The 21,837-nt window shown below is 57.5% G+C and carries 20 protein-coding genes and 1 pseudogene; 18 read left to right on the top strand and 3 right to left on the bottom strand.

The features are described 5' to 3' along the window. Positions 1-58 precede the first annotated feature (58 nt). Positions 59-946 (bottom strand): lysophospholipid acyltransferase family protein, encoded by an 888-nt coding sequence (locus ABJZ52_RS02470; RefSeq protein ID WP_348185253.1) that lies wholly within the window; start codon positions 944-946, stop codon positions 59-61. A gap of 205 nt (positions 947-1,151) precedes the next feature. Here ABJZ52_RS02470 and ABJZ52_RS02465 point away from each other — a divergent pair, with 205 nt between their 5' ends. After that, positions 1,152-2,108 carry an AEC family transporter gene (locus ABJZ52_RS02465; protein WP_348185251.1) on the top strand — a complete coding sequence of 319 codons (957 nt, stop codon included), beginning with the start codon at positions 1,152-1,154 and terminating at the stop codon, positions 2,106-2,108. A 26-nt stretch (positions 2,109-2,134) separates the two neighbouring features. Here the strand turns inward: ABJZ52_RS02465 and ABJZ52_RS02460 are convergent, their stop codons facing one another. Next, positions 2,135-3,352 carry a UbiH/UbiF family hydroxylase gene (locus ABJZ52_RS02460; RefSeq protein WP_348185249.1) on the bottom strand — a complete coding sequence of 406 codons (1,218 nt, stop codon included), beginning with the start codon at positions 3,350-3,352 and terminating at the stop codon, positions 2,135-2,137. A 117-nt stretch (positions 3,353-3,469) separates the two neighbouring features. Between ABJZ52_RS02460 and ABJZ52_RS02455 the strand changes: the two genes are divergently transcribed. The 17 genes from ABJZ52_RS02455 to ABJZ52_RS02375 all read left to right on the top strand — a co-directional run bounded on the left by ABJZ52_RS02455 (position 3,470) and on the right by ABJZ52_RS02375 (position 21,702). Then, complete coding sequence (locus ABJZ52_RS02455) at positions 3,470-4,504, top strand: DUF2182 domain-containing protein (protein ID WP_348185247.1); 1,035 nt, start codon at positions 3,470-3,472, stop codon at positions 4,502-4,504. 194 nt (positions 4,505-4,698) lie between these two features. Beyond that, the gene (locus tag ABJZ52_RS02450) at positions 4,699-5,415 is read left to right on the top strand and encodes a CDP-alcohol phosphatidyltransferase family protein (RefSeq protein WP_348185245.1); all 717 of its coding nucleotides are present in this window, start codon (positions 4,699-4,701) and stop codon (positions 5,413-5,415) included. A 66-nt stretch (positions 5,416-5,481) separates the two neighbouring features. Beyond that, entirely contained in the window at positions 5,482-5,706 is a 225-nt protein-coding gene (locus tag ABJZ52_RS02445; RefSeq protein WP_348185243.1) for a hypothetical protein, read from the top strand. Positions 5,707-5,719: 13 nt separating this feature from the next. Continuing rightward, positions 5,720-6,706 (top strand): LysR substrate-binding domain-containing protein, encoded by a 987-nt coding sequence (locus tag ABJZ52_RS02440; RefSeq protein ID WP_348185241.1) that lies wholly within the window; start codon positions 5,720-5,722, stop codon positions 6,704-6,706. A gap of 80 nt (positions 6,707-6,786) precedes the next feature. Continuing rightward, positions 6,787-7,137, top strand: a complete 351-nt coding sequence (gene uraH, locus ABJZ52_RS02435) for a hydroxyisourate hydrolase (RefSeq protein WP_348185239.1) — start codon at positions 6,787-6,789, stop codon at positions 7,135-7,137. 3 nt (positions 7,138-7,140) lie between these two features. Next, the gene (gene xdhA, locus ABJZ52_RS02430; RefSeq protein ID WP_348185237.1) at positions 7,141-8,613 is read left to right on the top strand and encodes a xanthine dehydrogenase small subunit; all 1,473 of its coding nucleotides are present in this window, start codon (positions 7,141-7,143) and stop codon (positions 8,611-8,613) included. After that, on the top strand, positions 8,610-10,964 hold the full coding sequence (gene xdhB / locus ABJZ52_RS02425; protein ID WP_348185235.1) for a xanthine dehydrogenase molybdopterin binding subunit: 2,355 nt from the start codon (positions 8,610-8,612) through the stop codon (positions 10,962-10,964). The genes xdhA and xdhB overlap by 4 nt, the downstream gene beginning before the upstream one ends. Continuing rightward, a complete protein-coding gene (gene xdhC, locus ABJZ52_RS02420) occupies positions 10,961-11,950 on the top strand; it encodes a xanthine dehydrogenase accessory protein XdhC (protein ID WP_348185233.1) in 990 nt (329 codons plus the stop codon). The genes xdhB and xdhC overlap by 4 nt, the downstream gene beginning before the upstream one ends. 92 nt (positions 11,951-12,042) lie before the next feature. Beyond that, entirely contained in the window at positions 12,043-13,572 is a 1,530-nt protein-coding gene (locus ABJZ52_RS02415; RefSeq protein WP_348185329.1) for an ABC transporter ATP-binding protein, read from the top strand. Next, positions 13,572-14,654 carry an ABC transporter permease gene (locus tag ABJZ52_RS02410; RefSeq protein WP_348185231.1) on the top strand — a complete coding sequence of 361 codons (1,083 nt, stop codon included), beginning with the start codon at positions 13,572-13,574 and terminating at the stop codon, positions 14,652-14,654. Before ABJZ52_RS02415 ends, ABJZ52_RS02410 begins: the two co-directional genes overlap by 1 nt. Positions 14,655-14,656: 2 nt before the next feature. Beyond that, the gene (locus ABJZ52_RS02405; protein WP_348185229.1) at positions 14,657-15,571 is read left to right on the top strand and encodes an ABC transporter permease; all 915 of its coding nucleotides are present in this window, start codon (positions 14,657-14,659) and stop codon (positions 15,569-15,571) included. Positions 15,572-15,674: 103 nt separating this feature from the next. After that, complete coding sequence (locus tag ABJZ52_RS02400) at positions 15,675-16,739, top strand: BMP family ABC transporter substrate-binding protein (protein ID WP_348185227.1); 1,065 nt, start codon at positions 15,675-15,677, stop codon at positions 16,737-16,739. A gap of 79 nt (positions 16,740-16,818) precedes the next feature. After that, complete coding sequence (locus tag ABJZ52_RS02395; protein ID WP_348185225.1) at positions 16,819-18,000, top strand: urate hydroxylase PuuD; 1,182 nt, start codon at positions 16,819-16,821, stop codon at positions 17,998-18,000. Between the two features lie 35 nt (positions 18,001-18,035). Further along, positions 18,036-18,521 carry a 2-oxo-4-hydroxy-4-carboxy-5-ureidoimidazoline decarboxylase gene (gene uraD, locus ABJZ52_RS02390; RefSeq protein ID WP_348185223.1) on the top strand — a complete coding sequence of 162 codons (486 nt, stop codon included), beginning with the start codon at positions 18,036-18,038 and terminating at the stop codon, positions 18,519-18,521. A 367-nt stretch (positions 18,522-18,888) separates the two neighbouring features. Next, positions 18,889-19,893, top strand: a complete 1,005-nt coding sequence (locus tag ABJZ52_RS02385) for an ABC transporter substrate-binding protein (RefSeq protein ID WP_348185221.1) — start codon at positions 18,889-18,891, stop codon at positions 19,891-19,893. 5 nt (positions 19,894-19,898) lie between these two features. Further along, complete coding sequence (locus tag ABJZ52_RS02380) at positions 19,899-20,945, top strand: iron ABC transporter permease (RefSeq protein WP_348185326.1); 1,047 nt, start codon at positions 19,899-19,901, stop codon at positions 20,943-20,945. Continuing rightward, positions 20,929-21,702, top strand: coding sequence for an ABC transporter ATP-binding protein (locus tag ABJZ52_RS02375; protein WP_348185219.1), 774 nt, complete (start codon positions 20,929-20,931; stop codon positions 21,700-21,702). Before ABJZ52_RS02380 ends, ABJZ52_RS02375 begins: the two co-directional genes overlap by 17 nt. 29 nt (positions 21,703-21,731) lie before the next feature. Here ABJZ52_RS02375 and ABJZ52_RS02370 read toward each other — a convergent pair. Next, positions 21,732-21,837, bottom strand: a pseudogene (locus ABJZ52_RS02370) (IS5/IS1182 family transposase); the annotation flags it as partial.

Below are 21,837 nucleotides of genomic sequence, written 5' to 3'. Positions count from 1 at the left end.
CTGCACATATTCTCCGAAAGGAGAAGCCATGGGGCAGAGAGCAACGGCTCTGGAGGTGTCACGCGTTGGCCCACTTCCGGTGGATCCACATCCACTGCTCAGGATGCTCCCGGATCCATTCCTCAAAAACCCGATGGATCTCTTCGGTAACCGCTTGAATATCCGCCTTGCGATCGTCGGTGACCGGCACCTCGATCGCCCGGCCTTCAATGGTGAAGTGCACACCGTTGGTTCGGACCACACGGCCAAGAATGATCGGCACGCCGCCTGAACGCGCAAGTGTCGCCGGTACCGGGTTGGCATAGGCTGGACGGCCAAAAAACGGTACCTTTATACCCCGGGTCTCGCGCAGGTCGCCCATGATTGCAAGAACACCGCCCTCGCGCACAATTCTCACGAGTTTGCGGGCCGTCTGGTGGCTCTTTGAAAACAAGCCCAGCCGATAGAGGTCCTTTCGCATGTCGCGCAGCGCGGCATCCGCAAACGGGTTCTTCAGGGCCTGGTAGACGCCCGCCAGATCAAGGCCTGCCCGCACCGCAGGCTGAACGCACATTTCCCAGTTCCCTGAATGGAATGACACAAAAACTGCCTGCTGTTCGCCTGCGAGAACCCGTTTTGTCGTTTCATCGGCAATGGCGACGAAGCGGTCGTCCTGCGGGAGAAGCTCGGCAATATGGAAGGTTTCGGCGGCAACCCGCCCGAGGTTCTCCCACATGCCGCGCACGATCTTTTCGCGTTCTTCAGCTGTCGTTTGAGGCAATGCCGCTTCAAGATGTCGAAGCGCCCGCTGATGCCTGGAATTCAAAGGCGCAAAGACGCGCCATAGGCGACCCATCACAGCAGAAGCAATGTCCACAGGGATCATGCGAAACAAAATGATTGCAACGCGCAAAGCGACTGTTTCCAGCCGGTACCAAAGGTTTTTCAAGCTTTTCGCGAAGGGCATCGTGGCGACAGTACCATTTGTAACAAACCGAGACTTGCAGGAGCCGACAAGACCGTCTCTAACGTTTAAGCCTGATATGGAGTGTTGAAGAACAAACCTGTCAGGGGTGATTATCCAAGGTGTCCATCTGATGCAAGCCATCAGGGACCTATCGGCCTGCGGCGCCTGCCGTCATGGCCCATCATTGATTGCGGTTAGCTCTAAAATGCAAGACGTCATCACATTGGCCTTTCCCTTTTTCGGGTTGATTTTCCTCGGTTTCGTATCGGGGAAGATCGGCAAGCTGCCGGAAAGCGGGCTTGCCTGGATGAATTTCTTCATCATCTACATCGCCTTGCCGGCCCTGTTCTTCAGGCTCCTGTCCGAAACGCCGATCGAACAGCTCACCGATCTTACCTTCGTTTCTGCAACGACCTTCACGACCTATACAGTCTTTGCCATCGCCTTTTGCATCGGCGTATTGGCGACACGCGGCAGCGTGCCAGAATCCACCATTCTGGGGATCGCCGGAGCCTATTCCAACATCGGCTACATGGGGCCAGGCCTGACCCTGGCTGTTCTCGGGCCTGCTGCAACCGTCCCCACTGCGCTGATTCTGTGTTTCGACAACACGCTTCTTTTCATTCTCGCCCCCCTGATGATGGCCGTGGGTGGAACCGACAAGGAGCCGATGCGCAAGACGCTTGCAAAGATCTTCTGGCGGGTTTTCACCCACCCTTTCATTCTTGCGACCATTGCCGGCGTTGGAGCTGCGGCGATCGGTTTCAGGCCGCCCGAAGCCATAGACGCAATGCTGACTATTCTCAGTGGCGCAGCCGCTCCCTGCGCACTTTTTGCCATGGGCGTTGGCGTGGCGTTACGTCCCGCAGGCCGCGTTCCAATCGAGCTGCCTGCAGTTCTTGTCGTGAAGCTTATCGTGCATCCGGTGCTTGTTTTCCTGATGCTCTCCTGGATCGGTGGTTTTGACCCAATCTGGGTCGCAACGGCAATCCTCATGGCCTGCCTGCCGCCAGCGACGAACGTTTTTGTCATTGCACAGCAGTACAACACCTATGTCCAACGGGCTGCGAGTTTCGTTCTGATTGGAACGCTTGCATCCGTCGTGACTGTGACCGGGTTCATCTGGGCGATCACCAACAACGTCATTCCGTTGGGCGGATAAAGGTCCTCTGCCGAAGCCAAGAACAGCTAGTAGACGTTGTCGCGAACAGCCTGGGTCTTCCGTTTCGTGCCAGGGGCAATACCTTCGCGCATGAGCAGCCGTCGAAGGGGAGGCACCTTGTCGGCCAGATAGAGCCCTGCGCTACGAGCGATCTGTACCGGGAGAAAGTCGGTCAGAAGCGATCGGTTCAGCGCATCGACCGCAAAGGTTCGCGTGGAAATGTCGCTTCGTCGGTCGCTTTCATAGCGGGAAAGCACTTCAGTGGCACCAATGTCCGCTCCCATATCGCGTGCCGATGTCAACAGTCTGCCCAGCGACGCGACATCGCGCAGGCCGAGATTGAGACCCTGTGCTCCGATCGGCGGGAAGACATGCGCGGTCTCGCCGATCAAAGCGAGCCTTGGGCCAACGAGAGACTTGGCTGACAGGCCTGACAGCGGAAAGCTCTGGGGACTACTTGCGATCCCGAATTTGCCGAGAATCGAATGAGCACGATGTTCAAGCTCTAGCGCCAGGTCATCTTTCGACATGGTCTTGATCGTTTCTGCCTGCTCTGATGTCACGACGCAAACCAGGGACGACGTGCGGCCGGGCAGGGGAACCAGAGTGAAAGGCCCGGTGGGCGTGTGAAACTCTGTGGACGTTTCATTGTGAGGCCGGTCGTGCTCAAGATTGAGAACCACCGCCACCTGCGGATAGCTCCAGCGGCGAAGCTCAATACCGGCGGCTTCCCGGGCCTGGGAGTTGCGGCCGTCAGCGGCAACAAGCAGGCGAGTCTTGAGAGGGGCGCCATCCTGGCAGAAAACCGAGACGCTTTCTTCACCAAAGTCATAGGAAACAGCAAGGTCTTCGAAGAGTGTCAGATTGGCTTGCTCTTGAGCCGCCTCCGCCAGAACACGGTTCAGATCCTTGTTGCGCAGGTTATATCCGAAGGCCTCAAGGTTGAGTTCTGCACTGTCGAAGGTGACCTCTGGCGCGCGGACAAGCCTGCGTGTGTCGTCGATCATCCGCATCTTCGAGAGCGGCGTCGCAAAGCTCCGCAGATTGTCCCAAACGCCAATCTGCTCAAAAAGCGTGACAGAGTCCTGCAGCAAGGCTGTCGTGCGCCCGTCCTCCTGGTTCACAGCGGGCGCAACCAAGGCTGTTTCAAAGCCGACTGAGGCAAACAGCAATGCTGCAGTCATCCCGGACGGACCAGCGCCGACAACGACGATATCGTGGATCTTGTCTGAGGTCTCGGGCATCGTCGTGACTCCATTGCTGCCGCTCGGAGGGAAGGATGGGGTTCCGAAGCCGAAAAGCAAGAAAGAACGGAAGTACCTGGCGCGGTCCAATGCCGCATAGGCCATCCCGGCTTATTTGTGAAGGATCTCACCGGCGTCTTTGCGCCAAATCAAGACGATCTCTGCGAGACCGGCTATCGTATCACGCGATTTCAGTCCTTTGACAAGATGCCGATGTTGGAACATGACTTTGGAAACATGCAAGTGACGTCTGTGGTTGAGCGTCAGGAAGCACGACCGCACGCGATGGTGCGCGGATGGCCATGGGTTTTCGCCTGTCTTGTCGGACTGACACTGGGCGGTTGGCTCTATCTGTCGCTGATGGTCGCCGACATGATCCAGGTTATGGACATGACCGAGGCCGGGCCCGGAATGGGTGTTTTTAACGCTTTCAACATCTATCAGGGTCTGCCTGCCGAGGCGCGCGCTGCCATCGCCGCGCTCTGCCTTCCAACGTCTGTTGCGACCTTTGGAATGCCTTCTGAAACGTGGGCGGCAAGCGATCTGGCAAAGGTCTTTATCATGTGGTTGATGATGGCCTTGGCGATGATGCTGCCAAGCGCATTTCCCATGTTGAATGCCTATACCCGCCGTGTAGACAAGCCGTCAGGAAACGCTCGGAACGGAATTGAGACGCTTTGGGCCGCGGTCGGCTATCTGACGATCTGGGCCGGCTACGCGGTTGTCGCCACAGGTGCTCAATGGCTGCTGACGCTTGCCTCTGCTGTTACGCCGATGATGGCGCCGGCCTCAATGGCGTTCGCTGCAACAATCCTTGTCGCAGCTGGAGCCTATCAATTCACCCGCGCAAAAAAAGCCTGCCTGATACGCTGCTGGTACCCACGCTTTGCTTTTGCTGATCGTACGGGTGTGGTTGCCGCCTACAAGGAAGGGTTGGTCCAGGGATTGGCCTGCCTTGGTTGCTGCTGGGCCATCATGACGGTCATGTTCGCCGTCGGCCTGATGAACGTCATTTGGATCGTTGTCCTTGGTGTTCTCATGGCACTTGAAAAAACGCTCCCAAATAATTGGCTTCACGTGTTGATTGGGATCGTTTTTCTGGGTTGGGGTTTTGCTTTGATAGCACTGATGCAAGCAGGCCTCATGCATTGAACTCAAGTTTGAGGTGCACAGTCGTGTCAATCATCGCGAAAAGCCTGTTCATTCCGTCATAAAATTGGAATAATGCGATACAAATCGATACATTTATCGTCTGACCGATAGGTGCTGACCTGAGTTCAGGGCATTGGCGGGTGGTTTCCCCGCAAATTCAGTATTTTTTGTAACCCCGCGAGACACCGACAGCCGTGACCGAAATTACACCAGACAAGGAAGCTCCGGAGCCGGCGCTGTTTCTGATCCATATCCTTACGGCTTCCGGCGCACCGATCGCTCTCGTCGCGTTGCTGGCCGGCGCACGTGGCAATTGGGCGGAGATGTTTGCCTGGCTCGGGTTGGCACTTGTGGTGGATGGCGTTGATGGTCCGCTTGCTAGGCATTTCAACATAGCTAAGCGTTTGCCACGCTGGTCAGGGGCATCGCTCGATTTCGTGATCGACTACGCTACGTATGTGTTCCTTCCGGCCTTCGCACTCTCCGCAAGCACGATGCTCTCACAGCCCTGGAACTGGATCTGTGGCGGCCTTATTGTTTTCACCGGCGCTCTGTATTTCGCCGACAATGGGATGAAAACGCCCGATGGATCCTTCAAGGGATTTCCGGCCGGTTGGAACATGGTCGTCTTTGGTCTGATGGCCCTGTCACCTTCGCAGGGGTTCACCATCGGCTTTGTTCTCTTTTGCTGCGTCTTGACCTTCCTGCCTGTCAAATTCGTGCATCCGGTTCGTGTGCAGCGCTGGCGGGTTCTGACGCTGATTGTCACCGCAATCTGGTTCATTGCAGCAGGCCACGCGGTCGTGAACGGCATGCAGACGCCAGAGGTTACGGGGTGGGTCCTGACCGGAGCGAGCGTTTATCTTTTCTCGGTCTCAGCCGTGCAGCAAGTGATCGATCGCTACTTCTGACGCCATGCACTGGTATTCGGCTATAGCAGTCAATCCTCAGGCCCGATTGCTGATTTCAATCTCGAATTGCTCGGCGCCAAGGGACCACTGTTCGCGGCCCGTCTCGTATCGGTCTCCGACTGCGTTTCGCGCGGGGACGTGGAGATCACGGCAGGCGATCTGTTCGACGTCGTTGGCAATGGTATCGTGAAAATCGGCATTCATCCGGAATATCACTTGGCCGAGACGCCACAGACTCATAAGGGTCTGACAGGTCGTGAGACCATCGGGACGACAATTCTCACTCCCTGAAGGACGTGACGCGATGTCTGGTACAAAGAGCAACGACAAGGCGCGCAATCTCTATGCCCCTGCCATGCGTTATTTTGCGGAGGTTGCCGAACTCGGCTCCATCCGTGCTGCGTCACGTGAGTTGAATGTTGCCTCCTCGGCCATAAACCGTCAGATCCTCTGGCTAGAGGAAGCTTTTGGATTGCAACTTTTTGAGAGGGTCGGGCGCCGCCTGCGGCTCGCTCAGGCTGGCGAAATACTGCTCGCTCACGTCAAGCGCACTTACTCGGATTTTGATGCCACCCTTGCGGAACTTGACGCGCTTCAGGGGCTGCGCCGCGGAACGGTTGCCATTGCCTCCGTGGAAAGCGTCGCGGAGACACTCCTTCCAGAGTTGGTGTCGTCCTTCCGGCGGAAATATCCTGGCATCCACGTCAGCGTCACCGTCACCAGCGCACTCGAAGCGGCCAAACTTGTCGAAGCGGCTGAAGCCGACGTCGGTTTCACCTTTGATCCGCCGGAAACGTCTGCATTGACGGTCTCCTATCATCAGGACTTGCCGATCGGGGCGTTGATGGCTTCCGAGCACCCGCTTGCAACGGCTGAAGTCCTCAGTCTTTCCGAGTGCCTGCGTTTTCCGCTGGCGCTTCCCGCCATCGGTCTTTCTCTGCGAAGCCGGATTGATGCGTCCATGGCACAGATCCCGGGTTCGTTGCGGACCTATATCGAGGCCAATTCACTGCGGTTCATGCGCGCGCTGGCAAGGGAAGAAAATGTGATCGGATTTCAAACGGAGATCGGTTGTGAGGAGGATCTCGAAAGCGGGCGATTGGTCTTCAAGCCTCTGACGGACTTGCCACTTCAGGCGGATCGATTGAGCATAGTCACAAGCGCCCGGCGAGCACTTGCGCTGTCGCCTGGTATGTTTTTCAATCACGCTGTGATCGCGCTAAAAGACCGTTTGCCAGACAATGATGCCAAAACGGCATCAACAAGTGCTAAAATGAGCGCTATGGATTGAGACAGATTTAGGGCACCCTTTTTATTTGCAATTGAAAGAGACTGTGGTGGCTGTGGCGCTGCAGTTGGGAGAGATAAGCGATGGGGCGTTTGACGACGCATGTTCTGGACACAGCGTTGGGCTGTCCGGCCGGTGGTCTGAGGATTGAACTGTGGACCATGGATGGGACACCAGAAATGGTGTCGACCCATACCACGAACGCCGATGGTCGTGTCGATGGCCCCATACTCGATGGCCCAGCCTTCAAATGCGGAACTTATGAGCTGCGTTTTCATGCCGGCGACTACCTCAAGTCCTGCGGGAAAGACCTGCCAGACCCTTTGTTTCTGGACATCATCCCGATACGCTTTGGCATTGCCGAGCCCGACGGTCACTATCATGTACCTCTGCTGCTTTCGCCCTTCGGGTTTTCGACATATCGCGGGAGCTGAGGAATGCGTGACACGATACGTTTCCTGAAGGATGGCGAAATCATCGAACTGTCCGAGGTGCGCCCAACGGAAACGGTGCTCGACTATCTGCGGCTGAGAGCTAGACAGACCGGAACCAAGGAAGGGTGCGGCGAGGGCGACTGCGGCGCTTGCACGGTCGCTGTGGGGCGACTGGTTGCTGGCAAATTGACCTACCAGCCGGTCAACAGCTGCATTCAGCTTCTGGCCATGATCGATGGGGCCGAGCTCGTCACGGTCGAGGACCTGACCTCTGACGGCCGCTTGCATCCTGTTCAAAAAGCGATGGCGGAACTGAATGGATCGCAATGCGGTTTCTGCACGCCTGGTTTTGTGATGAGCCTTTTCACGCTCTATCACGCGGAAGGGCAGGCGCGGAGCCGCAAGGCCGTCACGGAATGGATCGCAGGAAATCTCTGTCGATGCACGGGATATCGGCCGATCGTTGATGCAGCTCTCGAGAGCTGCTTCGACAGCGCGGACGACGCCTTTGCCTGGCGCGCAAACGAAACCCGCGAAAAACTGCGAGAACTGGCCGACAGCCGGGATATCTACATTGGCAATGGCGATGGTTTTGTAGCGTCTCCCGCAACGCTTGATGGACTGGCTGCGCTCTATGCGCAGAACCCGGACGCGACGATTGTGGCCGGAGCGACCGATGTCGGGCTCTGGATCACGAAGCACCTCAAGGATCTGCCGAAGGTCATCTGGCTTGGGCGAATTGAGGGGCTGGACCGGGTGGAGGAAACACCGTCAGGGGTTCTGATGGGCGCAACAGCGACGTATCAGACAGCCGAGGCGGCGATGAGCAGGCTCTCGCCGGACCTTGGCGAACTCTGGAAGCGGATCGGATCCAAACAGGTGCGTGCGTCCGGAACGGTCGGAGGCAACATCGCCAACGGTTCGCCGATCGGAGATACGCCACCAGCGTTGATCGTGCTCGGCACGACACTCGAACTTCAGTCAAAGGACGAATCGCGCACCTTGCCACTCGAGGAGTATTTTCTCGATTACGGAAAGCAAGACCGGCGAGCCGGGGAGTTTGTGACCGGGCTCTTTGTCCCGCGTCCTGCAGCCAACCAGATCTTCCGCTGCTACAAGATTTCCAAGCGCTTTGACCAGGACATTTCATCGGTGATGGGGGCATTTCTCTTCACGGTGATGGACCAGAAGATCACCGAAGCGCGGATTGCCTTCGGCGGAATGGCAGCAACGCCAAGGCGCGCACCTGGCGCCGAAACATCCCTCATTGGGGCGTCGCTCGAGGATCCCTCCACTTGGGCTGCGGCCATGAAGGCACTTGTGAGTGACTACACTCCGATGAGCGACATGAGAGCTGGCGCAGAGTACCGGATGGAAACTGCGAGAGCGCTCCTTGCCAAAGCCCTTATGGAGGCAAGCGGTACGGCAGCCGAACAACTGCGCCTGCGCGCGCCGGTGATGGAGGCTGCCGAATGACGGACCAGAGCGCCCGCCAGGAAATGCCCGCGAGCATGCGTCATGTGCACAAGCCGCTGAATCACGACAGTGCGGTCAAGCATGTTCAGGGGACTGCGACGTATATCGATGACATGCCTGAGCCCATTGGAACGTTGCATGTGGTTCCGGGCTGGGCGCGTCAGGTCGTGCGCGGCAAGCTCACATCGGTCGATCTGGAGGCCGTCCGAAAGGCTCCGGGCGTGGTCAAGGTTCTGACAGCGGACGATATTCCCGGCATCAATGACTGCTCGGCCGCCATGGGCGATGACCCGGTCCTGGCTGCTGACGAAGTTCTCTTTTACGGTCAGGTGGTCTTTGCGGTTGTCGCGACCTCGCGTGAGGCCGGGCGCAAGGCCGCGCTTCTGGCCAGGATCGAAGCGCAGCCGACCACACCGATCATCACAGCTGAAGACGCAGTCGCGGCAGATATCACGGTGCTGCCGGACTACCAGTTTCGGCGAGGGTCGCCGGAAACGGGCATGACGGCAGCCGAAAACGTTCTCTCCGGCGTCTTTCAGATTGGTGGCCAGGAGCATTTCTATCTGGAAGGCCAGGTCGCCATGGCCAGTCCCCAGGAAGATGGCGGAGTGATGGTCTACACGTCAACACAGCATCCGACCGAAGTGCAGCATACGGTTGCCAAGGTTCTTGGTGTTCCTGATGCGCTCGTTGTGGCCGAAGTGCGCCGTATGGGCGGCGGTTTCGGAGGCAAGGAATCCCAGGCCAATCAATGGGCGAGCCTTGCCGCTCTGGCTGCCGCCGCGACCGGGGAAACCTGCAAGCTCCGTCTCGACCGCGACGACGACATGATTATGACCGGAAAGCGGCATGACTTTAGGGTGGAATGGCAGATCGGGCACGACAGCGAGGGTCGCATTCGCGCCGTCGATCTCAATTTTCTCGCGCGTTGCGGCTATTCGGCGGATCTGTCTCTGGGCGTTAACGACCGCACGATGTTCCACGCGGACAGCAGCTACTTCTATCCCGACGCAGTCATACGCAGCCGACGTTTGAAGACTGACACCTGCTCCAATACTGCGTTTCGGGGATTTGGCGGGCCGCAGGGCATGCTGACCGCGGAACGGATGATTGATGCAATCGCCATCACCGTCGGCAAGGATCCACTGGAAATCCGCCAATTGAATTTTTATGACGCCGAGCACAATCTGACCCCTTACGGGATGCCTGTGGAAGAGCATGAAGTCATGCACGATCTTTTCGGGCAGTTGGTGGAAAGTTCGGACTATTGGGCGCGACGGGATGATGTCCGTGACTTCAACAATCACAATGCAGTCTTGAAAAAAGGTCTGGCCCTGACGCCGGTGAAATTTGGCATCTCCTTCACGCTGAAGCATCTCAATCAGGCAGGTGCCCTGGTCCATCTTTACACTGACGGTTCGGTTCATCTGAACCATGGCGGCACGGAAATGGGGCAGGGGCTCTATCAGAAGGTTGCGCAGGTTGTGGCCGATGAATTCGGCATGACCATCGACAAGGTGCGCATTACTGCGACCAACACGTCAAAGGTCCCCAATACCGCTCCAACAGCTGCGTCCTCGGGAACCGATCTCAACGCCATGGCGGCCAAGAATGCAGCCAGGACCATAAAAGACAGGTTGATCGGTTTTCTCTGCAAGACGCATCAGTGCGGGGAGGAGGCGATTGCCTTTCAGGACAACAAGGTCTTTGTCGGAGAACAACAGTTTTCTTTGGCACAGGTCGCAAAACAGGCTCATCTTGCGCGGATTCATCTCTCAGATGCCGGCTTTTATGCCACGCCAAACATCACCTGGGATCGTGACAGTGCCAGCGGCCGACCGTTCTTCTACTTCGCTTATGGCGCCGCCTGCGCCGAAGTGACGATCGATACGATGACCGGAGAGATGACCGTTGATCGCGTGGACCTGCTGCACGATGTCGGACACTCCTTGAATCCTGCGATCGACATTGGCCAGATCGAAGGCGGTTTCGTCCAGGGAATGGGCTGGCTGACGACCGAAGAACTGGTCTGGGATGAACAGGGGCGGCTACGCACCCACGCACCATCGACCTACAAGATCCCGGCTGCTTCCGACATTCCAGAGGATTTCAACGTCGCGCTCTACCAATCCAGGGGCAACCCGCAGGACACGATCTATCGCTCCAAAGCGGTCGGTGAGCCGCCGGTGATGCTGGCCAATGCCGTGTTCTGCGCAATCACCGATGCAGTCGCCAGTCTCAATCCGGGTGTCGTACCGGAGCTAGACGCGCCTACCACGCCAGAGGCAATCATGAAGGCGGTGCGCAGTATCCGTCAGGCGCAGGCAGGGGCGAGAGGTGCTGCTGAATGAGTGTCTGGAGGCACATCTCCGATATTCTCCAGACGGGGCAGAACTGCGCGATGGTAACGATCGCGAGTGCTGCCGGATCCACGCCGCGCGAGGCGGGTGCACGCATGGTGGTTCGCCAGGACGGCAGCTTTTACGGCACCATTGGCGGCGGAACACTGGAATTTCAAGCCATCAAATGGGCGGTCGCTGCTCTCGAAGCCGGTACAACAGGCCTGTCGATCAGAACATTCTCTCTCGGTCCTGACCTGGGTCAATGTTGTGGTGGACGCGTGGATGTCGCCGTGGAAGTCCATTCGTTGACGCAGGCCCAGAACGCTCGACATCTTGCAACTCTCGAGTCGGCAGGCGTCATGTTTGCGACCCAGGCAGCCATTTCGGACGATTGTGCTGTCACACGCGAGGTTTTGCCAATTTTGCCCGATGAGCCGTTTCGCCTAGAGGCGAATACCCTGTTGACCGAGACATTTGGGCAGGATCGCAGAACGCTTTACCTGTTTGGCGCAGGCCATGTTGCCCGTGCGCTTGTCCTTGCACTGGCGAACCTGCCGTTCCGCATCATCTGGATCGATAGTCGCGCCGACGCCTTTCCAGCTGCGGTGCCGTCCAATGTCGCCAAGGTTAGCGACGCGTCGCCGGAAACCCTTCTTCAAGACGCAGAGCATGATGCATTCATTCTCGTCATGACCCATTCGCATGCTATGGATGAAGCCATTGTCGCCGCGGCCTTGGCGAAAGGACGGTTTCCATATGTGGGCGTCATCGGCAGTGCGACCAAACGGGCACGATTTGAAAAGAGAATGCGTGCCCGTGGCATTTCGCAGGCGGCCATAGCCGAGCTGGTCTGCCCCATAGGCACCAGCCTGGTAGCGTCAAAGTTGCCTGCTGCGATTGCTGCGGGCGTAACTGTGGAGCTTCTCGCCGCGGATGAGACCGCGCGAACCTTTGTTTCAACAAGACTTGCACAAGCATCAGCTTCTGGACGATAAGTCGGCAAATGGTTGGGGGAATGAAGCCATTGGCGGAAAATAAAAAAAAGAGTGGCGATACCGCTCAAACGGTTCGGCGGGCGAGCGGCGACGTGCTTCTGGACGGCAAGGGCCTGACCAAGCGCTTCGGTGAAATCCTTGCCAATGACCGCGTTGATCTGCGTATCAACAAGGGTGAAATCCACGCTCTTCTTGGCGAAAACGGAGCCGGCAAGTCGACGCTTGTGAAGATGTTCTACGGCGCACTTGAGCCCGACGCCGGCGAAATCATTTGGCAGGGCCGGCCAGTGCAGATCGATAACCCTGCCGCCGCCAGATCGCTCGGGATCGGCATGGTTTTCCAGCATTTCTCCCTTTTTGAAGCCCTGACGGTTGTCGAGAATATCGCGCTCGCCCTGCCTGACCCGGGAAACATGAAAGCGCTCGCCAAACGCATCGAAAGCATCTCCAGCGAATATGGCCTGCCGCTCAACCCCCAGGACATTGTCGCTGACCTTCCTGTCGGCATCCGTCAGCGCATCGAGATCGTGCGGTGCCTGCTGCAGGAACCGGCACTGATCATCATGGATGAGCCGACGTCGGTGCTTACCCCGCAAGAAGCCGACCGTCTGTTCAAGACGCTGGAGCGTCTCGCCAGTGAAGGCTGTGCTGTCCTCTACATTTCGCATCGCCTGGAGGAGGTGAAGAGGATCTGTCACCACGCGACGATCCTGCGCCATGGAAAGGTTGTTGCTGAGTGCGATCCTTCAAGGGAGACGCCGTCCAGCCTCGCCAACATGATGGTCGGAACCGAAGTGATTGGTGTGTCCCATGGCGCAAAGGCTCCCGAACTCGGCCCGGCTCGCTTGAAAGTCACCGACTTGAGCGCGCCGGCTCAAAATCCATTTGCCACCACCTTGAATGACCTCAATCTTGCTGTTCACGCAGGTGAGGTTGTTGCCATCGCCGGTGTAGCCGGAAACGGGCAGGGCGAACTTTTTGATGCATTGTCTGGCGAAATACAGGTTGCGCCCGGGATGATCCAAATCGACGGCCAGGCGTGCGGCGCGAAAAGCATCAACTGGCGTCGGCAGAAAAATGCGGCTTTTGTGCCAGAGGAGCGCCTCGGCCATGGCGCCGTTCCCGGCATGACCTTGACGAACAATATCGTCCTGACACGCCATGGAACCAATGACGGACTTGTTTCGGCAGGCTTTGTGTCCGACGGGCAATCCGGTGAGCTTGAGCAAAAGGTCAAAACGCATTTCGACGTCCGGATGTCCCATGACAACCCCGAAGCGCGCTCGCTGTCCGGTGGCAATCTGCAGAAGTTCGTGGTCGGGCGAGAACTGGATCGAAAGCCCGGCGTTCTGGTGGTCAACCAGCCGACCTGGGGCGTCGACGCGGGCGCTGCAGCGCTGATCAGGCAATCGTTGATCGATCTGGCACGCTCCGGATCTGCTGTTCTGGTGATCAGCCAGGACCTTGACGAGATTTTCGAAATAGCCGACCGGATCGCGGTAATTTCCAGAGGGTTCCTGTCCGAGGCGGAGGCTGCCTCCGGCATGACACGCGAACGGGTCGGTTTGCTTATGGCCGGAAGCGCGGAGCGGTCTAAAGGCAATGACAGGAAGGCAGTTTAATGCGGATCGAACTGGTCAAACGCAAGGAACACAGCCGTCTGATGGCCGTTCTGTCGCCCGTCATCGCTGTCTTTCTGACACTGATTGCCGCTGCGATTCTCTTCAAGCTTGCGGGTAAAGATCCTCTCCTGGGCCTCTTCACTTTCTTCATCGAGCCTTTGACGGATACCTGGTCTTTGCAGGAGATGATCGTCAAGGCAACGCCGCTTGTCCTGATCGCTTGCGGGCTGGCGGTTTGCTATCTCTCCAACAACTGGAACATTGGCGCTGAAGGGCAGTTTGTTTTCGGAGCCCTCTGCGGGTCGTTCATTCCGATCGTCTTTCCCGATTTCGAGACCGTTCTGACCTTGCCTCTGATGCTTCTTATGGGGGCGCTTGGCGGCGCCGCCTGGGGGCTGATCCCGGCAATATTGAAGACCCGATTCAACACCAACGAGATCCTGACAAGCCTGATGCTGGTCTATGTGGCCAGCCTCATCCTTGACTATCTGGTTCGTGGCCCCTGGCGCGATCCGGACGGCTATAATTTCCCGGAATCACGCCTGTTCACCGACGCCGCGACGCTTCCTTTGATCGGTGATGGCCGTATGAGCATCGCCGCGCCAATCGCTGTCCTCGTGGTCATCGTCCTGACGATCGTGCTCGCGAAAACGCTCAAGGGTTTCGAAATCCGGGTCATGGGCGAAAGTCCAAGGGCGGGCAGCTTTGCCGGCTTCTCCAAAAAGCGTCTGACACTCTTTGCCTTTGCACTGGCGGGCGGATTGGCAGGGCTGGCCGGAATCATGGAGGTCTCCGGGTCGCTCGGGCAGCTTCTGCCAACGATCTCGCCCGGGTATGGCTTCACCGCCATCATCGTTGCCTTCCTTGGCCGCTTGAATCCGGCTGCCATCCTCATCGCGGGTCTGGTTCTGGCTCTGTCCTATATTGGCGGAGAAGGCGTGCAAGCCTCGATGGGCGTCTCCGACAAGATTGCGGCCGTGATTCAAGGCCTTCTGCTGTTCTTTGTGCTCGCCTGCGACACCTTCATTTTGTACCGACCGCGGATAGTACCGGGTCGCCCGGCAACCGGTTCGGAGATCTGATCATGTTTGAAGCCGTTCTCCTGACCGTGATCACCGCCGCAACGCCTCTCTTGATTGCTGCCATTGGCGAGTTGGTCGTCGAGCGTTCAGGCGTCCTCAACCTGGGTGTTGAAGGCATGATGATCATGGGCGCCGTGGTGGGCTTTGCCGTCGCCAACCAGACCGGATCCGGCACTCTGGGAGTGCTTGCAGCCATTGTCGCGGGCATGGGCATGTCGCTGATCTTCGGCGTTCTCGTGCTCAGCCTCGTCACCAATCAGGTGGCAACAGGCCTCGCGCTGACGATCCTGGGTCTTGGCGTGTCCGGCATGATCGGTGAAGCCTACATCGGCGTTCCCGGGTTGCGCCTTCCTGAACTCTACATTCCGGGTCTGTCCGAGCTTCCGTTTATCGGACCGGTGTTCTTTCAGCAGGATGCAGTCGTCTATCTTGGCTTTGCTCTCGTCGCGCTTGTGGCCTTTGTGCTCTTCCGAACCCGCACCGGGCTGATCCTGCGCGCGGTCGGCGACAATCACGGGTCTGCGCATGCGCTCGGCTATTCCGTTATCAAGGTAAGGTACCTGGCTGTGCTTTTCGGCGGCGGATGCGCCGGACTTGCTGGTGCCTATATGTCCCTTGCCTACACGCCACAGTGGGTGGAGAACATGACGGCAGGGCGCGGCTGGATCGCGCTGGCGCTCGTTGTCTTTGCATCCTGGCTGCCGTTCCGTGTCATTGCCGGGGCCTACCTGTTTGGCGCGGTTACCGTGCTGACGTTCCACGCCCAGGCTCAGGGCGTCGGCGTGCCCTCTCAATTGCTGTCCAGCTTGCCATATCTTGCAACGATTGCAGTCCTCGTGCTCATCTCGGCAAATCGCAGGCTGACGCTTGTCAATACGCCGGCCTGTCTCGGCAAGCCGTTCGTTCCGGACCGATAGGCACAGCGCCAGTCGGTCCAAAATGGCCGGGATCGTTGCGATGCGGTTCCGGCAAATTCCAAGAGCATCGCATGAAACCAATAATCCTGAGGGGATTTGGATTATGAAAAACATCTTGAAAGCGACAGTCGCAGCTGTTGCCTTTGCAGCGGCCTCCTCGGCAGCGACTGCCGCAGACATCAAAGCCTGTTTCGTCTACATCGGTCCGGTCGGTGATTTCGGCTGGACCTATCAGCACGACCAGGGCCGTTTGGACGTCGTCGAAAAGTTCGGCGACCGGGTCGAAACCGCATATCTTGAAAATGTGCCGGAAGGTCCCGATTCCGAGCGTGCCATCGAACGTTTCGCCCGTGATGGCTGCAACATCATCTTCACAACCTCCTTCGGCTACATGAACCCGACTCTCAAGGTCGCGAAGAAGTACCCGAATGTCATGTTCGAGCATGCGACTGGCTACAAGACCGCTGATAACGTTGCCACCTACAACTCGAAGTTCCACGAGGGCCGCTACATCATCGGCCAGATCGCCGGCAAAATGTCCAAGACCGGCACTGCGGGCTACATCGCGTCCTTCCCGATCCCGGAAGTTGTTTCCGGCATCAATGCCTTCCTCCTTGGTGCACAGTCGGTCAATCCGGACTTCAAGGTGAAGGTGGTTTGGGTCAACACATGGTTTGACCCGGGCAAGGAAGCCGACGCAGCAAAGGCGCTCATCGATCAGGGTGCCGATATCATCACCCAGCACACCGATTCCACCGCTCCCTTGCAGGTTGCTCAAGAACGTGGCGTGCATGGTTTCGGTCAGGCTTCCGACCAGATCGCCTTCGCTAAGGACGCCCAGTACACGGCAATCATCGATGACTGGGGCCCTTACTACATCGAACGCGTTCAGGCGGCGCTCGATGGAAATTGGGAAAGCGCACAGACCTGGCACGGGCTGAAGGAAGGCCATGTCGTCATGGCTCCTTACACAAACCTGCCGGATGATGTCGTTGCGATGGCCAAGGAAACCGAAGCCAAGATCGTTGGCGGCTGGGAACCCTTCACGGGCCCGCTGACCAAGCAGGATGGCTCGGAAGCTGCCGCCGACGGTGTGCGTCTCGATGACGGCGCCATTCTCGGAATGAACTGGTACGTGCAGGGCGTCGACGACAAGCTGCCCCAGTAAGGCGCTTAACGCCAACACGAAAACCGCACCCGGGCATGTCCCGGGTGCGACCTCATCTTGTTAAAATGGACGCGCTGCGATGACCCTTGCCTTTGCAATGGACTGGCTAAACTTGCTTTTTCGGTGGGCCCACCTGATCGTTGGGATCGGCTGGATCGGCACGTCCTTCTATTTCATCGCGCTCGATCTTTCCCTGCGCAAACGGACCGATATGAAAGAAGGCGTTGCTGGCACTGCCTGGGAGGTGCATGGCGGGGGGTTCTATCATGTCGAGAAATATCTGGTCGCTCCCAAGGAGCTGCCGGAGGACCTGATCTGGTACAAGTGGGAAGCCTATCTCACCTGGGTGACGGGCTTCGCCCTGCTGGTGGTTCAGTACTATTTCAACGCGACGTCCTACCTGATTGACCCGAACGTCCTCACCATGACGCCAGGAGAGGCGGTCCTGATCTCGGTGGTGTCACTGGTCGCAGGCTGGCTGATCTATGACCGGTTGTGCAAGTCGCCGATAGGACGCAATGTTCCGCTCCTTGCTGCCTGCTTATTCGTTTTGATCCTGGCCGCATCATACCTATTCACCCATGTGTTTTCCGGCCGGGGTGCGCTGATCCATGTGGGCGCATTTGTCGGAACCATCATGGCCGTGAATGTTTTCGGTATCATCATTCCGAACCAGAAAAAGATCACGGCAAGTCTGCTTGCAGGTGAAGCGCCTGATCCAGCCCTCGGCGCCATGGGCAAACAGCGCTCTGTTCACAACAATTACCTCACGATCCCTGTGCTCCTGATGATGGTGTCCAACCATTATCCCATGTTGACCGGCCATCCCCAGTCCTGGCTCCTTGTTGCTCTGATTCTGGTGATCGGCGGCATGGTGCGCCATTTCCTCAACCGGCATGACGCCGGCGATCCATTTGCTAAGTTCTGGTGGTCGCTGCCCATTGCGGCGGTGGGGCTTGTCGTAGCTATCATCATGACTGCACCGAAGGACTACAGTGGGGGCGCAGCGGTTGCCGATGCTGAGGCTGTCGCCCTAGCACGGACCCATTGCGCGAGCTGTCACGCGGCGGTGCCCACCCATGAAGCATTTGACGAGGCGCCCAAGGAAATCCATCTGGAAACCCTCGGGGACCTTCAGCGCTACGCGGATCAGATTATGGCCCAGGCTGTGCAATCAAATGCAATGCCGCTGGGGAATGAAACCGGCATGACGGACACGGAGCGTGCTAGGCTCGGAACCTGGATCAGTCAGATGAAGTGAGGCAGGTGATGATATCCGTCGGTACCATCAATGAAATGAGCCAGACAGAATTCGTCGCAGCCTTTGGCGATGTCGCCGAACACAGTCCTTGGGTCGCCGCAGGAACGTTTTCGAAAGGCGGATTTGCAACCCGCGAGGATCTGATTGCGGCATTTGAGGCGACAATGCTCGAAGCTCCGAAGCAAGGTCAGCTCGAGCTCGTACGTGCCCATCCGGACCTTGCCGGCAGGGCCGCTATTGCTGGAGAAATGGCAGAAGACTCCAAGAGAGAGCAAAGCGGGGCAGGGCTGGACACCCTGTCACCCGACGAATTTGCCCGTTTCACCGATCTCAACGATCGTTACCAGCAACGCTTTGGCTTTCCCTTCATCTTTGCGGTTAAGGGCGCCGACAAGCACATGATCCTGCACGCATTCGAGCAAAGGGTCGAAAATGCGCCTGAACAGGAGTTTGCTGCTGCACTCACGCAAATTGCCCGCATTTTCCGGTTCAGGCTTGAGGACCGGGTTGCCGAGGTTTGATGGACGACGCTCGCACACAATTCCAAAGCCATCTCGGCGCTTGAGCGAGGCGCATCGAAATCCCCGGAAGCGGTTTTTTACATCTGAGAAGACCTGCTTGGCAAACAAACGTCAGAGACCTTGCTTTCTATCCGCGGTTCCGTCCTGAAATTGGTCGCCTTCAGTGTGTCTGACAGGTATCTCACGCTCTGATTGAAGGCATCGGCCTTTTGGTATTGAGGGGCACGACTTTGATCAAAAAAATGCGAAACGCGCATCTTTCCGACTGTACATTAATGTAACGTTATAACATATTTCGACGGAAGGCTGGTTCATATGTTTGAACGGTCGCCACCAACGCAATTTCAAGCCAAATGGAACACCAAAAATGAAGTGTTTTTCCGTCGCCCTGGCGCTTGCCGCAATCACCACAACCGGTGCCGCCGCCCAGAGCTTTCCACTTACCCTGGAAAATTGTGGGCATGAGGTGAAATTTGAAAGCGCTCCGGAGAGTGCTGTCACCATCGGGCAGGCGACCACAGAGGCGATGTATCTGCTGGGTCTCGCCGGGAAGGTAAAGGGAACCGCTGTCTGGTTCACTGACGTGTTGCCAGAGTTTGCCGACGCCAACGCCAAGATTGAACGGCTTGCAGACAATACACCCAGTTTCGAAGCTGTTGTGAACAAGCGTCCGGGGCTCGTTGCGTCTCAATATGAGTGGTATGTCGGCCCGAAGGGCTCTGTAGGAACGCGTGAGCAGTTCCATGATCTCAGCGTTCCGACCTACATCTGGCCAGCTGATTGCGTTGGGAAAGACAACACCGTTGGTGTCGATGGGACTCGCGAAGAGCTGATCTCGACCGAAATCATCTATAGGGGGCTGACGGAGCTGTCGCAAATTTTCGGCGTGCCAGAAGCCGGGGCTGAGGCCGTTGCAAACCTCAAGGCAAGAGAGCAGGCCGCCATTGAACGCGCGAGCGCCTTGAAGCTTGAAGACGTCTCCGCGATGTTCTGGTTCTCGAGTTCGAAAATGGACGCAGACCCCTATGTCGCGGGCGCAAAAGGGGCTCCTGCTTACATTATGGCGAAGTTAGGGGTTGAGAACGTCGTGACCTCAAACGAAGAATGGCCAACCGTGGGGTGGGAAACGTTGGCAAAGGCAAATCCGACTTACATCGTTCTGGCCGATTTGCAGAGACGGAAGTTCCCTGCGGACTCGATTGAGGCCAAGATGGAGTTTCTCAAAAACGATCCTGTTGCCAGCCAGATGGACGCCGTGAAGAATGGCCGTGTCCTTATCCTCGACGCCCATGCGATGGATGCGACCGTTCGCACGGTGTCCGGCTTGGAACTGCTTGCTGAAGTCATGGAAAAGCAGGCCGCATCCCAGTGAACAGAATGACCTTCGGCGGGCTCACGCCCGCCGTTTCGCTTGTCGGAGCAATGGCAATTCTGCTCGCGGCGGTTAGCTCTGCCCTTGTGATTGGCGAAACCGTTATCCCATTGTCGACAATCTGGAATGTGCTGAAACTGGAGTTCGGCTACTCCGCGCCGCAGGTCAATCCGATTGACCAAGGCATACTTTGGAGCTACCGGCTCCCACGCGCAATCCTGGCAATGGCCTGTGGCGCATCACTTGCGCTAAGCGGGGTCGTTCTGCAGGCGCTTTTGCGCAATCCGTTGAGCGATCCATATATCTTGGGTTTGTCGGCCGGCGCCTCAACGGGCGCAGTCAGCGTCGCGATCCTTGGTTTTGGGGCAGGCGTCCTGTCCTTGTCTGGCGGAGCCTTTATCGGCGCGTTGTTGGCGTTCGGGTTTGTTGCCTGGCTTGCCCGCATGGCGCGAGGTGAGGGCGCGAGCTCGACATCAAGCCTTGCGCTTTTGCTTGCCGGTGTGGCGGGTGCTCAACTATTTCATGCATTGACCGCCCTGATCATCGCCAAGTCAGCCGACGCCAACCAGGCGCGCGCAATCATTTTCTGGATGATGGGAAACTTGTCCGGCAGCAGATGGCCAGACGTTTATCTCGCAGTACCGGTCGCCGCGCTTGGTTTGGGAATTATCTTCAGCCACTTTCGTGCCCTTGACGCGATGACTTTTGGCCGGGAAGCTGCCCAATCCATGGGTATTCGAACCGGTGCGGTGATGGCCGTTCTCATTGGTACAACTGCACTTTTGACCGCGATTATGGTCTCACTTTCCGGCGCGATCGGGTTTGTTGGCCTTGTTATCCCTCATGCTGTGCGGTTTCTCGTTGGCGTGCGTCATGTACTTTTGATCCCCGCGGCGGCTCTGGCGGGCGGCGTCTTTCTCATCATGGCTGACATCGTTTCCCGTGTGTTGATTCCCGGTCAAACGCTGCCGATCGGGGTGGTGACTGCCCTGGTCGGTGCGCCGGCCTTTGCCGTCATTCTGGTTCGGAGTTCCCGTGCGCATTCAGGTTGAAAATATCTCCGTGTCCATTCAGGGAAAGCCGATCCTGCAGGACATCTCGCTTGATGTCGCATCCGGTCAGTCCTTGGCGCTGATCGGACCAAACGGCTCTGGCAAGTCGACGTTGTTGCGCGTGATGGCGGGACACATCCGCGCCGATAGGGGACAGGTGATGATAGGCCGTGAGAGGTTGACTGATCTGTCGCCCAGAAACCTGGCTCAGCGGTTGGGGTTTGTCTCTCAAGAGGCCAGTACAACGGATGCAATTGCTGTCGAAGACGCGGTCAAACTTGGTCGCACTCCGTGGCTGTCGCTTTTGTCACCTTTTGGGCGGCAAGATCGCCGGATTGTCGAGACGGCCATGGCCGAGATGGCGATCAGCACCTATCGCAACAAGCAATTCAACACGCTCTCAGGCGGCGAAAAGCAGAGGGTGCATATCGCGCGCGTGCTGGCCCAAACGCCGCAAATTTTCCTCCTGGATGAACCAACCAATCATCTGGACATACGCCACCAGATAGCAATCATCGACTGGGTGATACGCCACAAATCGACGGTGGCAATGGCTGTTCACGATCTAAATCATGCGTTTGCATGTGATCGCGTTGCGGTGTTGCATGGCGGGAAACTGGTCGCTTTCGGTGAACCTGATGAAGTCCTGGTGCCTGAAGTGATCGAGCGGGTCTTCCAGGTCGCTGTACATCCGAATTTTGCGGAACAGCTCAATCGCCCTGTTCTGGCTTTCTCAAAGTCGGCGGCTACGCCTTAGAGTCTGACTCGAAATTCCCTTGAACATTTTCAATGAGTTGCGACACGTCTGGTGATCATCTGGACGGAGGCCATGAAGATCCAGGCAGTGGCGCTTTCGAGAGTATTCTCGAAGTCCTTGGCGAGGCGCCGGTTA

Source organism: Roseibium sp. (assembly GCF_039982295.1).
GTDB lineage: Bacteria > Pseudomonadota > Alphaproteobacteria > Rhizobiales > Stappiaceae > Roseibium.
The sequence above is the reverse complement of the archived record's forward strand: the minus strand, read 5'-3'. Positions and strand labels throughout refer to the sequence as shown.